The sequence below is a fragment of the Nocardiopsis lucentensis DSM 44048 genome (genome assembly GCF_000341125.1).
Lineage (GTDB): Bacteria > Actinomycetota > Actinomycetes > Streptosporangiales > Streptosporangiaceae > Nocardiopsis > Nocardiopsis lucentensis.
This window is the reverse complement of record NZ_ANBC01000058.1, coordinates 1-13,862: the sequence shown is the minus strand read 5'-3', so window position 1 is coordinate 13,862 and position 13,862 is coordinate 1. Positions and strand designations below refer to the sequence as shown.

The following is a 13,862-nucleotide window of genomic DNA, read 5'->3' as shown; positions in this document are numbered from 1 at the left end:
CGATCCAGTTGAAGAACTTCACACCGGTCGGGACCGCGATGAGGAAGCTCATGAACGCGAAGAACGGCAGCAGCACCGCGCCGGTCGGGAACATGTGGTGCGCCCACACGGTGACGGACAGGCCGGTGATGGCGATGGTCGCCGCGACCAGAGACTTGTAGCCGAAGATCGGCTTGCGGCTGAACACCGGCAGGATCTCCGAAACGACTCCGAAGAACGGCAGGGCCAGGATGTAGACCTCCGGGTGGCCGAAGAACCAGAACAGGTGCTGCCAGAGGACGGCGCCGCCATGGTCGGGATCGTACACATGCGTGCCGATCATGCGGTCGGCGGCCAGGGCGATCAGGGCGGCGGTCAGCACCGGGAACGCGATGAGCACGAGAATACTGGTGAGAATCGTGTTCCAGGAGAAGATCGATATACGGAACATCGTCATGCCGGGGGCGCGCATACAGGCCACGGTGGTGATGAAGTTGACCGCCGCCAGGATGGTGCCCAGACCGGACACCGCCAGGCCGAGGATCCACAGGTCGCCGCCCAGGCCCGGGGAACGGACCGCGTCGGACAGCGGGGTGTAGGCGAACCAGCCGAAGCTGGCCGCGCCGCCGGGGGTCAGGAATCCGCTGACGACGATGAGGCCGCCGAACAGGAACAGGTAGTAACCGAAAAGGTTCATTCTCGGAAACGCCACGTCCGGCGCGCCGATCTGCAACGGGATGACCACGTTCGCGAAACCGACGAACAGAGGTGTGCCGAACAACAGCAGCATGATGGTGCCGTGCATGGTGAACATTTGGTTGAACTGCTCGTTGGTCATGAGCTGCGTGCCCGGAAAGAAGAGTTCGGCGCGGATCAGGAGCGCCATGACGCCGGACAGGGCGAAGAAGGCGAACGAGGTGATCAGGTACATGTACCCGATGACCTTGTGGTCGGTCGACGTCAACCAGTTGACGATGATCGAACCCTTGCCGTGCGTCTTCGCGGATGCGGCCTCGGTCGGGGTCTCAGTGTGCACGTCCGACACCGTATGACCTCTGTTCTGGCGAATGGTCGGAAAGGACGCGAGTCAGGTTCGGCTGAGGCTCTGCGTTCGGGACGATTTGAGGTTAACTCTGATCTCCGATCTGTTCAACGTTCCACGTTGGCCGGGCGCCGGTCTGGATTATATTTCCCTTATGCGTCAAAGGCGCAGGATGCGGCTGGCGGAGATGTGTGTCTCGGTGGACTGTTTATCGTTTGGGGGGAGAATGGGCGTGTCCCCGGGTGGAGGTGCGTTTTGTTGTGTTCGTCGCCGTTATTTCGACGGGGTTCTCCGGCGGGACGGCCGGGGCGGAGCCTTCCTACCGCGCGATCCGTGCGTCCCGGCGGAAACCGATGTGATTCATTGCACTCAGTGCATCGGTGCACTGCGGTGCAATAAGCTCCTAGTGTGACGTCATGGCCGACAATCCACCGTCCACCACGAACCGCCGCGAAGCGCTCAAGGCCCGGCACCGCCGGGCGATCATCAACGCGGCCGCGGAACTCATCGACGAGCGGGGCGGGCCGACCTTCACCGTCGACGAACTGGCGGCACGGGCGGACGTGGCCAGGCGGACCGTGTTCAACCACTTCGCGTCCCTGGACGACGTCGTCATGGAGGTGTGCGGCGAGGCGGTCAGCGACCTGACCGAGACCTTCCGCCGCAGTCTGGAGGCCCGGGTCGCGAGCGGCGGGGGGTCGATGGCCGACCAGTTCGCCGACGCCCTGCGCGAGACCGACCTGCTCTCCACCATCACCTACATGACCGGGATCCTCGGCGGTCGCCGTCGAGACCTCTGCGGCAGGGAACTGGTTCTGGTGGACCGGGTGATGAACGAGTTCAGCGCGTCCCTGGCACGAACCCTGGAAAGCCACCACACCGACGTCGACCCCTTCGACGTGCACGTGCTGGTCGCCTCGGTCATCGCCGGCCTCATGGCCGTACTCCACCACTGGGACCAGGCCACGGGCGGGGTCGACACCCCCGAGTCCCGACAGGTCTGGAACGGCTTCCAGGAACGCCTGTTCGCCACCCTGCGCGACGGGTTCGGCCGCGGCTCCGACGGCTCCGCCTGACACCCACCCCACCCCACCACGACACGGGAAGACCACCCATGGCAGAACTGCTCTACCGACTCGGCCGCGCCGCCGCCAGACGCGCGTGGACCGTGATCGCCCTGTGGCTGGCCGCCCTTCTGGCCGCCGCGGGAGCCTACGCACTCTTCGCCGGGGAACTGGAGGAGACCTTCTCCCTCCCCGGCACCCCGACCTCGGAGGTCAGCGACCGGCTCGCCGACGAGTTCTCCGGTATGGGCGGCGGCAGCGGCACCATCGTCCTGCACACCCAGGACGGAGAACCCTTCACCGACGAGCAGCGCTCCGACATCCTCGACCGCCTCGACGAGGCCGAGGGGGTCGACGGGGTCGAGTCCGCCGCCGACCCGTTCGCGATCGAGGCGCGGCGCGAGGCGCAACGGGAGGAGATCGACGAGGGCCGCGCCGAGATCACGGGCGGCCGCGAGGAGATCGAAGCCGGGCTGGGCGAACTGGAGACCGCCCGCGAGCAGGCGGAGGCGGCGGGGACACTCGACGCCGTCGCCCCCCAGATCGACCCGCAGATCACCGAACTCGAAGGCAATCTCGCCGAACTGGAGGAGGGCGAGCAGAGCCTGGAGGAGGGCGCCCGCCTCCTCGAACTGTCCGACGGCATCCGCATGGTGTCCGAGGACGGCGCCACCGCCCTGGTCACGGTGGCCTTCACCGAGGAACAGAACGAGATCGCCCAGGAGACCAAGGACGAGGTCATCGCGGCCTTCGAGGAGATCCCCGGCGTTGACACCGAGTTCGGCTCCGACGTCGCCATGACCGCCCCCGAGCTCTTCGGCGTGGGTGAGGCGGTCGGCCTCGCCGTGGCCGCGGTCGTCCTCGTCATCATGCTGGGCACCCTGGTCGGCGCCGGACTCCCGCTCGTGCAGGCGCTCGTCGGCGTGGGCGTGGCACTGCTGGCCGCGCTGGCGCTGTCGGACCTGGTGGCCATGTCGTCGGTGACACCGATCCTGGGCATGATGCTCGGCCTGGCGGTCGGGATCGACTACGCGCTGTTCATCATCCACCGGCACCGCCGCCAGGCACGGGGCGGACTCGACATCCGGGAGTCGATCGCCCTGGCCAACGGCACGGCGGGCAACGCCGTGGTGTTCGCCGGCGCCACGGTGCTCGTGGCGCTGCTCGGACTCAACCTGACCGGCATCGACTTCCTCGGGATGATGGGGAACGTCGGGGCCCTCGCCGTCGCTGTCGCGGTCCTGGTGGCGGTGACCCTCACCCCGGCGCTGCTGTCGCTGGTGGGCGGGCGCATCCTCTCCCGTAAGGAGCGGGCCTCGGCGGGTTCGACCCCCGGGGGGCACGACGAGGCCACGGCGCGCCCGATGCGCACCCTGGGCGCCCTGGTCAAGGTCGTGCTGGTGACCGGCGCGCTGCTGGTGGTCGCCGTGCCCGCGCTCGACCTGCGTCTGGGGCTTCCGGACGGATCCAGAGAGGCGCACGACTCCACCCAGTACCGCGCCTACACGGCCGTGGACGAGGCGTTCGGAGCGGGGGCCAACGGCCCGCTCGTCGTGGTGGCGGACCTGCCGGGGTCGCAGGACGAGGAGGAGGCCGCCGGGCAGCAGCTGAGGGTCGCCGAGGAGATCGCCGACCAGGACGCGGTGGCGGCCGTCGCGCCCGTGGCGCTGTCCGACGACCGGAGCGTGTCCGTCTTCCAGGTCCTGCCGACCGAGGGGCCGTCGAGCGAGTCGACCGAGGCGCTCGTCCACGAGCTGCGCGGGCTGGACCCGTTCGACGACGGCGCGGAGCTGGGCGTGGCGGGGACCGCGAGCGGCAACATCGACATCTCCGACAAGCTCAGCGACGCCCTGCCCGGCTACCTCGCGGTGGTCGTGGGGTTCTCACTGGTCATCCTGCTCGTGGTGTTCCGGTCGCTCCTGGTTCCGGTCGTGGCCACGCTCGGGTTCGTGCTGTCCTTCGCCGCCGCGCTCGGCGGCGTGGTGGCCATCTACCAGTGGGGGTGGCTGGGCGGCGTGTTCGGCGTCGACAGCCCCGGCCCGGTGCTGAGCTTCCTGCCGACGATCATGGTCGGCATCCTGTTCGGGCTGGCGATGGACTACATGCTGTTCCTGGGGTCGGGGATGCGCGAGGCCTACGTCCACGGGGCCCCGGCGCGGTCGGCGGTCCGCGAGGGGCTGGTCGCCGGGCGCGCGGTGGTCACGGCGGCCGCGGTCATCATGATCTCGGTGTTCGCGGGGTTCATCTTCTCCCACACCACCATGATCAGGCCGGTGGGCTTCGCCCTGGCGTTCGGCGTCCTGGTGGACGCGTTCGCGGTGCGGCTGACGCTGATCCCCGCGCTGCTGCACCTGGCCGGTGACAAGGCCTGGTGGCTGCCGCGCTGGCTGGACCGGATCCTGCCGGACGTCGACGTGGAGGGGGCCCGCCTGGAGCGGGTGCACACTCCGGACTCCGGGCGGGAGGAGGAGACCCCCGAGCCCGTCGGCACCACGGTCGGCTCGTAACCGGCCAGGGACCCCCGCCCCCGTCGGAGCGGCCGTCACGGTCGCACCGGCGGGGGCCGTGTCATGGGATCGGGAACCTCGGGAAGCCCCGGCCCGTGGCTCAGCCCTCCCTCTCCCTGCGCCTCCACGCCCGCGCCACCCCCGTGGACACGACCGCGCCCACCAGCCACAGAACCCAGAGCAGGGCGACCAGCCAGGTCACACCGCCGAGGGCGGTGGTGCAGATCAGTGCCACGAGTGTGATCAGTGTGATGGTCAGGTGCACACGATCTCTGGTCGCCATCCGGTTCCTCTCGTTCCTGGGGGCGAACACTGAGCGCCGGTCGCCCGGCCCCCAAACCATGAGCACTACCCCCGCGACCCGATTCCACACGGGGACGGAGGGACCCGCGCGCCATGGGCCGGGTCGGCGGACGTCCACGGCTGGGCGGGCGCCCGGAATCCCCGGCGGGCCGGTGCGGGGACGCCGAGGGAGCCGGTCGCTTCCGGAACCGGGGACCCGCGGACCACGTCGGATACTGGGACGCCACCCATCCGCCCTCCGCCCAGGAAGGACCGCCCCATGCCGCACGAGTCCCCCATGACGCCGGAATCCGGCCCCTCCCACTGGGTGGACATGCGGTGGCGGCTCGCCTGGGAGTGGCTCGCCTGGACGGGAGGGTGTGTCGGCGTCACGATCCTCATGGCCGTGCTGGCGGTCGACGCGGTGGTGACCGGGCTCCCGGGGTCGAACGCGTTTCCCTTCGTCCTGTTGGTGATCCTCGTGCCGCTGTGCTGGGCGCTGTTGCACATGGCGCCGCGCTACTCGACCCGCCAGGGGGTGGCCGTGGACGGGGCCGGGATCACGCTCGTCCAGGAGTCGAAGTGGTGGTTCCGGGGGCGTACCACGCACTTCGCCTGGTCACGTGTGACGCGGATCAGCAGGGAGGTGATCCGCAGCCGCTACGGGACCAGCTATCTCGTCGACATCGAACTGACCGGTGCCCTGGCCCAAGAGCGGTACCCGACGTGGGTCCTCCTCGACTGGAGGAAGATTCGGATCGGGTTGGACAGGGCGCAGTACGAGAATCTGTCGCAGATCCTGCGCACCGCGCGCCCCGACCTGTACGCCGGGGAGTGAGCAGCCGCCGGGGTACGGATGCCCGCGACCTCCAAAGCGCTGGTCATGTCGGGGGAGACACCGTGCGGGGCGGTCACCTCGATCTCCAGGAGGAGAGGGTCGGTTCCAGGTACGCCCGGCGTTGACCAGCTCCTTGTCCCGCTCCGCGCTCGACCTCCATCTCCGCCACGTACGTCTGGATCCCGGCCAGCGTGAGCGGGCGCTCGGGCAGCGGCTCCACAGGGCCTCTTCTCTCAGGGGGCGAGAGCACGGAAGGTTAGCGGTGGGACGCGGGTGCGGGCAGGCGAATGGACCAACTCGCGGGCCAGCGGTCTCCAGGCGTCCTCGTGCGGTTCGGTCATCGGGGCGGCTCCGTTCAGGAAACGAGGTTTCCGGGGGCGTCCAACCAGACCCGTTGACCCTCGGGGGTCACGGTCACGCCGAAACGGGTGTGTTCCGGGCGGCCCGCCTTCCGCCACCAGGAGTACGCCTCGGCCAGCTCGTCGAAGAGGCGGCGCGGGCCGTGTTGCCGAACCCTGTAGTCATGGGGGCCAGGCTGAACACGCCACGAGGCCCAGGAACCCGAACCGGGATCCATCAGGTACACCGTGTAGTTCGGGTTGCCAGGGACGTCGTCATCGAAGACCAACAGGTCCTTCATACCGGGTACCCGCAGTCCGATCGCGAAGCTCGCGTCGAAGTCGCTGATCGGCTCGTACGGGTGCAGGTCCGTGGATGTCTCGGTGTACTCGTGCTCGGGGCGAACGCGGTCTTCGAGGGAGCCGTGTGGCGTCCGCTGACCGCGCACCCACATGAACCCCACGTTCCCGCCGAACCGCCCGGACGCGGTCCCGTCCGCCTCCACCTGGAGCCGAAGCAGCGTGCCGTTGTGGAAACTGGTCCCCCAAGGGGTGACGACGCGGCCGCCAGGCGACGTCTGCTCGACCCACGCGTAGGAAACACGCTGGACGGCGGCGGTCGCCAGTACTCGGTCGTAGGGAGCGTCAGGCGGATAGCCCTTCTCACCATCCCCAGTGACCACGTGAACGCCAGAGCCAGCAAGGGCCTCCTCTGCCTGCCTGGCCACGGCCGGGTCGATCTCCACCGACGTCACGTTCCCACGGCCGACCTTGTCGGCGAGTAGGGCGGCGTTCCACCCGGTCCCAGTACCGATCTCCAACACTCGGTGCCCAGCGGCGAGATCGGCGGCTTCCAACATCATCGCCACGATGCTCGGCATGGACGCCGAGGAGGACCGGTAGCCGCGTCCGTTCGCGTCACCGTCGTCGATCTGGGTGATGAGCGGCCTGTCGCTGTAGCAGGCACGTAACCACGCCTCAGGATCTTCGACCCTGGTGAGGGGCGTCAGGTCATCCTCGCTCTCGACCCAGATCCGGTCGGGGACGAAGTGGTGGCGAGGTACCCGCATGAAGGTGTCCCGCCAGGTTGAGGAGGGGCTGACCTCCTCGACGAGGCGGGACCGGAGGTCTTCGGCGCTGGTCATTTGTCGTCGCGCTCGTGCTTTCCGTCTCCGCTGCCGCCGTCATCGGGGGTTGGTGGCGGGATCGGGCGGTCGGGCTTGTGTCCGTCGCTGGTGGAGTTGTCCTCGTGTTTGCCCATCAGGGCCTCCGCGGGGGTGAGGGGAAGGATTGAGATGACGGTAACTCGATCAGCACGCTGAGTCAGAGCGTTGGCCGGGAATGGTCTGCGGTGTGTGTCCCGGGGCGGGCGTGGGTAGGCGTGGGCCCCTGGCCGGTTCAGGGATTGGTGCGGAGGGTGCCGACAAGGCGGGCGATGTCGGCCGCCTCCTTGTCGGCGTCGATGGTCAGGGCGAGCCGGTGGACCTCGGCCAGGGAGATGAGCAGGTCGGTGATGGGTGGTGTCCTCCCGGTCGTGGGGGTGGGGTGGGCGAGGTCGGGGCGGTGACGGAGGAGGGTTCGGACGGCCTCGGCCAGGTCCGACAGATCGTCGGGGCCGGTGGTGTTCGCTCGGCCGTACGGGTGGACCGCGAGGGGGCGGACGGTGGCGAGCGGTGCGGAACGGCGGACCCGTCGGGGGAGGGGCGCGTGGTCCTGCCGGGTTGCGTGGGGCACGGGTGGCTCCTGGTCGTTCGTGGGCGGGTCAGGGGCGCTCAGTGCCGGTGCGGGCCTCCCGAGTGAGGAGGGCGTGGACGTGTTCGGCGGGGAAACGGTGGCGTCCGGTCGGCGTCGTGAGGCTGGTCAGGTGGCCCTCCCTGGCCCAGCGGACGACAGTGCTGGCGTGAACCCGGAAGAGGGCGGCGACCTCGTTCGGCGTTATGAGGGTTCCGGCGGCCGGGGCGGAGCCGTGCTCGGCGGTCATCGTCGTGGTGCCTTTCCCGGGCGGGAGTCGGGGGTGCGCGGCGCGGGGGCGATCGGGGCCGCCTGCGGGTCGGCCCCGTACACCCCGGTCGGGAACGGCATGCCGACGCGCGGCCCCGGGCTGGCCAGCTTCTTGGCGAGCTGGCCCGGGGTGTCCGCCATGAGCGTCGGTTCGGTGGTCGTGTGCGGGGCCCGGTCGGTGGCGATCCAGGTGTGCTCCGTGCACCGGATCCAGTACCGGTCCCCGTACTCGGCCCGGAGGCGGGCGAGGTCGGCTCTCGCGCTCATGAGGCGACCCGCAGCGCTTCGGCGAGCCTCATCCGGAGTTCGGTGAGAGAGGCGGCGGTCAGGCCGACCAGCCCGTCGCGGCCGTCGACGCGCAGGGCCCGCCAGGAGCCGTCGGCCTCCCACGCCGTCCACCCGGGGAAGTCCCGGCGGAACGCGGCGACGCGACGGTCGGAGTCGTTCGTCATCCGTGGCGCGTCGGGTGGCGCCACGCGTTGACAGGTCATCGGCCTCACCTCGGGGATGTCGGGGTGAGACGACCGTAGGAGTCATACCGCGCGGGGAAGGGCACAAAATGTGCCCCCTCGATGTCAGACTGTGAGCAGCCCCATCTTCTCCGCCAGCACCGAGACGCGCCGCTGTCGTCGTCCGTCCCGCTCGTCGAGTTCTTCGAGCAGGATGCGGCGGGCGTACCCGTTGTAGCGGATCGTCTCGGGGGCGGCCTCGTGCGCGGCTTCCAGGACCCGGAGCGCGGCCTCGGGTTGTGCGTCGAGGTGGTAGGCGCGTGCCTGTTCGATCTCGTGGCGGGCACGGCGCGGCCGGGACGGGATGGGTGCCTCCGACGCTCGATCGGCTTGACGTACCGACTCTCCCCCAGCGCGGAGCTCCACGGCGATCGTGACGGCGTGCGCGCCCATGATCGCGCGGGAGAAGCTCGTCACCGGGTGATAGTACGAGGCGGGTAGGCGTTCGGCGACGGCGTTGGCCGCGTCCCATCGGCCCCACGCGGTGCCGATCTCACCTCGTCTGGCGGCGGTGTACCCGTCCTCGAACAGGGTCGCGCCGTGGATCGCCGCGACGTCGGTTCTGGCGACATCCGTGTACCGGCCGAGGAGCGCCAGGGTCTGGGAGGTGACGACGTCGGCGGCGTCCCAGTCTCCGGCGTCCCGGTGGGCCTGGGCCATGAGCCAGGAGGCGACACCGATGGCGTGCAGGTCCCCAGAGTCCTGCGCGGCGACCATGCCGCGTTCGGCCACCCGCCAGAGGAGGTCCTGGGCGGGCTGGTAGGCGATGAAGAACTGAGCCAGGGCGTAGACCTCGGAGAGGACGGCTTGCGCGGCCCTGCGTGTGGTGCGGTCGTCTACCTGGTGGGCGGCGAGCTGCGCGTCCTCGATCAGGTCCGGGAGGAGTTGTCCGAGCACTTCTCGGTGGTTGGGGGAGGAGTGCCGAGCTGACCACGCGTGGGTGAGGCGGGCGCGAAGGTGTTCCACAGGGGGTGCTTCGCGCTGGGTGAGGGCGGGCATGGCGTTGATCGCGGTCCGCACTGCGGGCAGCCGGGTGTGCCCGGGGCCGGTGAACAGCGAGATGGGCATGGACTGGTCGCCCGTGAGCTGGGACAGGTCCCGGAGGCGGAGTGCTTCGGCGAGCCGGAGGAGAATGGCGAGTTTCGGGGTTTGGAGGCGGCCGTTCTCCACGGCCTTGACCCAGCTCGCGGATTTACCGACGAGCCCGGCGAGAACCTCACGAGTCATGCCTCGGCGCGTGCGTTGGATCTTCAGGCGCTGCCCGAAGGAGAGATCCGGGCTGTCAGGAGTGGGGGCGGGCTCGCGCATATCGGGCCTCATCCTGTCTGAGTTGGTCGCACCGCTCAGCCTACGTTGGGGCCTTCGCCGTGTCAGGGGTGCGATCGGTCCGTGACCGACGAGGGCGGCCTGTCCATGGTGTCCCGGATGGCTCGCAGTAGGTGTTCCCAGGTGGGGAGGCGGGACTCGTAGGGGGCGTCGTGGTCGTAGACGAGTGTGACGGCGGGGATGTCTCTGAGGGTGTCGAGCGACCGTTGGAACGCCGGATGTGCGGCGAGTTGTGGTTTGCAGTGGGGGACGACGATGGTGGGCACGTTGTAACCGACCATTTCGCACAGAAGCCCGATCGCGAAGTTGTCGGCGTGGCCGTTGGCGAACTTGTTCACGCTGTTGAAGGTGAGCGGGCACGCCACGACGAGGTCGGCGGGTGGGAGGCTCTTGCCGGTGCCGGGCATCCGGTACTCGACCCGGACGGGTTCGCCGGTCAGTTTCTCCAGTTCGTCAGGGGCGTGGAACCTCGTGCCGACGGGAGTGGACAGGCAGACCACCGTGTAGCCGTCGAGACTCGGACGACAGGATGACCCGTGCCCTGCCGGGCCGGTCGTCGGAACCGCAGGTGTCCAAGTTCTCTGGATGGAGAAGTCGTGACCCGTAGGACTCGCCGTGTGGATCACTGGCAGGATCCCGATGCCCCCAGGCCGACGGCACGCAAGACCTCCGCGTCGGCTTTCGTGCAGGACGACGACGGCCGGTTGTTGTTGCTCAAACGCACCGACAATTACCTGTGGACGATCCCCACGGGCGCGGTGAAGAAGGGTGAGAGCGTCGGTACGGGCGCGATTCGTGAGTGTCGGGAGGAGACCGGTCTGGATATCGAGATCACTGGCCTGGTCGGGGTGTTCTCCACGCCGGATCACGTGATCGCGTACTGGCACGGTGACAAGCTCGACGAGGTGCGCCAGCCCATCAACATCTGTGTGCGCGGCCGTGTGGTCGGTGGGAGGATCGCTCCAGCGCCGGATGAGGCGCTCGAAGTGCGATGGGTGGATCCGGCCGACCTGGGGGAGTACCCGATCGCTCCGGCGCTGCGGCAGCGGATTGACTGGGGTTTGTCGGGGGAGTCGCCGTACATCGCGTGAGGGGTGTTGCCGTTCCGCTGTTTTGTGCAGGTCATCGAGGCGCGGTACGCGAAACCGCCGCTGTAGGAACCGCGCTGCGTGCGGATTCCATTTCCTCGCTGGGTCCGTTTGTGGCCGCGATGGAAACAAGGTGAGCAAAGGCGGGCCGCCCCGGCGAAGGGGCGGCCCTTTTTCGAGGCGGAGGAGAAACCGCCGCGCCCGGGTGGCGTGCGCGTCACACGGTCGTGGCGAGCCACCCGATGGTCTCGGTGTTGTGCTTTCCGTCGCTCTGGGTGTTGTTGTCGATGAACACCTCGTTCAGGCGGATCAGGAAGCCCTCGCGGTTCACGTCGTGGATGCGGATGCCCGGCGTCTGGGGGCCGTTGAAGGTCTGGGTGAGCGGCAGCACGACGACCTCCGCGCCCTCCGGGAACGGTGTGGGGAAGGTGACGCGGGTGAAGGTGGCGGTCTCGCCGGCGGTCGTTTCCACCGCGTCGGTGGAGTTCAGGTCGATCTTGCCGGTCTGGATCAGGCTCACGATGAATTCCTTCCTCGGTACGGTCGTGTCGGGTCGTTCACCGCTGGTCGAATGGCGTGCGGAGATCGACCCGCACCGGCGACGGCGTTCGTTCCGGGTAATTCTCGGATGGAGGCGATCGCGCGATGCGACTGAAATGTAACACGATTATGGGGGCGGGTGGAAAAAATTCACCGAGGAAGTGATTGCTGGTGCAGAATGATTCTCGTTCCGGCAATGTTCTTTTGGCTGCGGAGTGGGTGTTCCGCCGGTGTTGTGCCATAAGGTTCGATGCTCTTATTTCGGACAAAGAGGGTATTTGGCGTGATGTGCGCAAACCGACCTGGTTCTTTTCGAGTGTTGGCCTGAGCTGCGCAAACATGAAACCTGGTGGTCGGTAGGGCCTGTTTCCCGAAAACGTTCGCCGCCGCGCCCCGGGTGCCCTACTCTTCTTTGCGAACACAACTCCATACGACGAAGACCCCGCGACGGTAGGAAACCGCCCGGGGTCGTGGTCAGCAACTTCGATCTTTACAGCAAGGACTTGCCGACATGACTGATTCTAGTCGTGCGGTCCTCAGGTCTGCCCTGGAGACCCTGACGACCCTCCTCGCTCCCGCGCGCGGCCGCCACAGCGCCCGCCGTCGCCGCTCCACCCGGGTCCGCCGCTACGCGCAGACGCCCGCCCCGCTCACCCCCGAGCCGACGCCCGAGCTCCCGCGGGTCAGCACCCCTCCCGCGCCGCGCCCGACCCCTCCGGTCAGGGACGCCGCCCTCATCCGGCCCTACCTCCTCGCCCACGAGCGCGCACTCGCCTACGCGGACGCACACCCCGCCCGCCGCCTGCGCGCCCGCACGACCCGGCCGACCGCCGACGGCCCCCGTGTGGTGAACCCCGCCTACACCCCCAAACACGCGGCCCCCGCGCCCGCGTCCCCGAGGGTTCCCGCCCCGCGCCCGGCTCCCGAAGGTGACCTGCTCGCGGCTCCGATCACGCGGGAACCGGGGGAGTTCGACGAACTCGCCAGCCTGGTCCGTGCCTGGCAGAGCCAGCGCGCCGGTTCGCGCCCCCTCGTGCCCGCCGACTGATCCGGGAACACCCCGGGTGGGGCGGCGGACGANCGGGCCGCCGGGTGTTCGGCACGATCGGCGTGTCCTTGGGGCGCACGCCGATCTTCGACCCCAGCCACACCAGCGGGTCGTACTTGCGGTCCACCACCCGCTCCTTGAGCGGGATCAGCGCGTTGTCGGTGATGTGGATCCCCTCCGGGCACACCTCCGTGCAGCACTTGGTGATGTTGCAGTACCCCATCCCGAACTCGTCCTGCGCGATCTTCCTCCGGTCCGCGGTGTCCTCGGGATGCATCTCCAACTCCGCCACCCGCATGAGGAACCGCGGCCCGGAGAAGTGCTCCATGTTCTCCTCGTGGTCACGGATCACGTGGCACACGTTGTTGCACAGGAAGCACTCGATGCACTTGCGGAACTCCTGCGACCGCTCGACATCCTCCTGGTTCATCCGGAAGTCGCCGGGCCTGGTGGCGGGGTCGGGGGTGAACGACGGGATCTCGCGCGCCTTTTGATAGTTGAACGACACGTCACACACCAGGTCACGCACCACGGGGAAGGTGCGCATCGGCGTCACGGTCACGACCTCGTCAGGCTCGAACACGCTCATCCGGGTCATGCACGACAACCGGGGTCTGCCGTTGATCTCCACCGAGCACGACCCGCACTTGCCCGCCTTGCAGTTCCACCGGACGGCGAGGTCGGGCGCCTGGGTGGCCTGGAGGCGGTGCAGCACGTCGAGCACCACCTCGCCCTCGTGCACGTCCACCGTGTAGTCGGTCAGGCCGCCGCCCTCGCCGGAGCCGCGCCAGACCCGGAACTTCCGCTCACTCATGACCGCTCCTCCTCGGGCAGCTCTTCCTCGGTCAGGTACTTGGCCAGTTCGTCACGCTCGAACAGGGCCAGCAGCTCGGGCGGCACGTCGGCGACCGGACGCCGGGTCAGGACGACCTGATCGTCGCCGTCCGCCCGGACCGCCAGGTTCACCCGCCGCCACTCCGGCGACATGTCCGGATGGTCGTCGCGCGTGTGCCCGCCGCGCGACTCGGTGCGTTCCAGCGCGGCGGTGGCGATCGCCCGCGACACCAGGATCATGTTGGGCAGCGCCAACGCCAGGTGCCAGCCGGGGTTGTACACCCGGTCACCGGGCGCGCTCAGGATCCGCGACCGTTCCTCCAACCCGTCCAGCCGCTCCAGCGCCCGCTCCATCTCGGAGCCGCGCCGGATGATGCCGACCAGGTCGTTCATGGTGTCCTGGAGCTCACCGTGCACGTCGTAGGGGTTGACCCCGTCCCCCTGCTTGAGCGGGTACAGCGCCTCG

At 68.9% G+C, this 13,862-nt stretch carries 16 protein-coding genes and 1 pseudogene; 5 read left to right on the top strand and 12 right to left on the bottom strand.

Features of this window, described 5'->3' with window-relative positions:
- On the bottom strand, positions 1-1,015 hold a 1,015-nt coding region (locus tag D471_RS0101720), incomplete at its 3' end, for a cbb3-type cytochrome c oxidase subunit I (RefSeq protein WP_040687887.1).
- A 422-nt stretch (positions 1,016-1,437) separates the two neighbouring features.
- Between D471_RS0101720 and D471_RS0101715 the strand changes: the two genes are divergently transcribed.
- Together D471_RS0101715 and D471_RS0101710 are read left to right on the top strand one after the other, a co-directional pair.
- On the top strand, positions 1,438-2,097 hold the full coding sequence (locus tag D471_RS0101715; RefSeq protein ID WP_017597028.1) for a TetR/AcrR family transcriptional regulator: 660 nt from the start codon (positions 1,438-1,440) through the stop codon (positions 2,095-2,097).
- 38 nt (positions 2,098-2,135) lie between these two features.
- Positions 2,136-4,592 (top strand): MMPL family transporter, encoded by a 2,457-nt coding sequence (locus D471_RS0101710; protein WP_017597027.1) that lies wholly within the window; start codon positions 2,136-2,138, stop codon positions 4,590-4,592.
- 100 nt (positions 4,593-4,692) lie between these two features.
- Here the strand turns inward: D471_RS0101710 and D471_RS38140 are convergent, their stop codons facing one another.
- A complete protein-coding gene (locus D471_RS38140; protein WP_083924020.1) occupies positions 4,693-4,875 on the bottom strand; it encodes a hypothetical protein in 183 nt (60 codons plus the stop codon).
- Positions 4,876-5,154: 279 nt separating this feature from the next.
- Here D471_RS38140 and D471_RS0101700 point away from each other — a divergent pair, with 279 nt between their 5' ends.
- Positions 5,155-5,712 carry a hypothetical protein gene (locus D471_RS0101700; protein WP_017597025.1) on the top strand — a complete coding sequence of 186 codons (558 nt, stop codon included), beginning with the start codon at positions 5,155-5,157 and terminating at the stop codon, positions 5,710-5,712.
- Positions 5,713-6,067: 355 nt separating this feature from the next.
- On the opposite strand, the gene D471_RS0101695 is transcribed toward D471_RS0101700, so the two are convergent.
- The 7 genes from D471_RS0101695 to D471_RS32560 all read right to left on the bottom strand — a co-directional run bounded on the left by D471_RS0101695 (position 6,068) and on the right by D471_RS32560 (position 10,386).
- Positions 6,068-7,195 carry a methyltransferase domain-containing protein gene (locus D471_RS0101695; RefSeq protein ID WP_017597024.1) on the bottom strand — a complete coding sequence of 376 codons (1,128 nt, stop codon included), beginning with the start codon at positions 7,193-7,195 and terminating at the stop codon, positions 6,068-6,070.
- Positions 7,196-7,448: 253 nt separating this feature from the next.
- On the bottom strand, positions 7,449-7,784 hold the full coding sequence (locus D471_RS0101685) for a hypothetical protein (RefSeq protein WP_017597022.1): 336 nt from the start codon (positions 7,782-7,784) through the stop codon (positions 7,449-7,451).
- Between the two features lie 28 nt (positions 7,785-7,812).
- A complete protein-coding gene (locus tag D471_RS0101680) occupies positions 7,813-8,031 on the bottom strand; it encodes a helix-turn-helix domain-containing protein (RefSeq protein WP_017597021.1) in 219 nt (72 codons plus the stop codon).
- On the bottom strand, positions 8,028-8,318 hold the full coding sequence (locus D471_RS32565; RefSeq protein WP_017597020.1) for a hypothetical protein: 291 nt from the start codon (positions 8,316-8,318) through the stop codon (positions 8,028-8,030). The genes D471_RS0101680 and D471_RS32565 overlap by 4 nt, the downstream gene beginning before the upstream one ends.
- On the bottom strand, positions 8,315-8,542 hold the full coding sequence (locus tag D471_RS37490) for a hypothetical protein (protein WP_241479543.1): 228 nt from the start codon (positions 8,540-8,542) through the stop codon (positions 8,315-8,317). Before D471_RS37490 ends, D471_RS32565 begins: the two co-directional genes overlap by 4 nt.
- 84 nt (positions 8,543-8,626) lie before the next feature.
- The gene (locus D471_RS0101670; RefSeq protein WP_017597018.1) at positions 8,627-9,868 is read right to left on the bottom strand and encodes a helix-turn-helix domain-containing protein; all 1,242 of its coding nucleotides are present in this window, start codon (positions 9,866-9,868) and stop codon (positions 8,627-8,629) included.
- 62 nt (positions 9,869-9,930) lie between these two features.
- Positions 9,931-10,386 (bottom strand): flavoprotein, encoded by a 456-nt coding sequence (locus tag D471_RS32560; RefSeq protein ID WP_017597017.1) that lies wholly within the window; start codon positions 10,384-10,386, stop codon positions 9,931-9,933.
- A gap of 117 nt (positions 10,387-10,503) precedes the next feature.
- Here D471_RS32560 and D471_RS0101660 point away from each other — a divergent pair, with 117 nt between their 5' ends.
- Positions 10,504-10,977 carry an NUDIX domain-containing protein gene (locus tag D471_RS0101660; protein WP_017597016.1) on the top strand — a complete coding sequence of 158 codons (474 nt, stop codon included), beginning with the start codon at positions 10,504-10,506 and terminating at the stop codon, positions 10,975-10,977.
- 214 nt (positions 10,978-11,191) lie between these two features.
- Here the strand turns inward: D471_RS0101660 and D471_RS0101655 are convergent, their stop codons facing one another.
- Positions 11,192-11,494 carry a hypothetical protein gene (locus D471_RS0101655; protein WP_017597015.1) on the bottom strand — a complete coding sequence of 101 codons (303 nt, stop codon included), beginning with the start codon at positions 11,492-11,494 and terminating at the stop codon, positions 11,192-11,194.
- Between the two features lie 531 nt (positions 11,495-12,025).
- Here D471_RS0101655 and D471_RS38135 point away from each other — a divergent pair.
- Positions 12,026-12,562: a hypothetical protein gene (locus D471_RS38135; protein ID WP_083924018.1), complete on the top strand. Its 537-nt coding sequence runs from the start codon at positions 12,026-12,028 to the stop codon at positions 12,560-12,562.
- Here D471_RS38135 and D471_RS32555 read toward each other — a convergent pair.
- Both D471_RS32555 and D471_RS32550 read right to left on the bottom strand, forming a co-directional pair.
- Positions 12,465-13,376, bottom strand: a complete 912-nt coding sequence (locus D471_RS32555) for a succinate dehydrogenase/fumarate reductase iron-sulfur subunit (RefSeq protein ID WP_017597014.1) — start codon at positions 13,374-13,376, stop codon at positions 12,465-12,467. The two genes, D471_RS38135 and D471_RS32555, sit on opposite strands and share 98 nt — an antisense overlap.
- Positions 13,373-13,862, bottom strand: a pseudogene (locus D471_RS32550) (fumarate reductase/succinate dehydrogenase flavoprotein subunit); the annotation flags it as partial. The gene D471_RS32555 and the pseudogene D471_RS32550, both read right to left, overlap by 4 nt.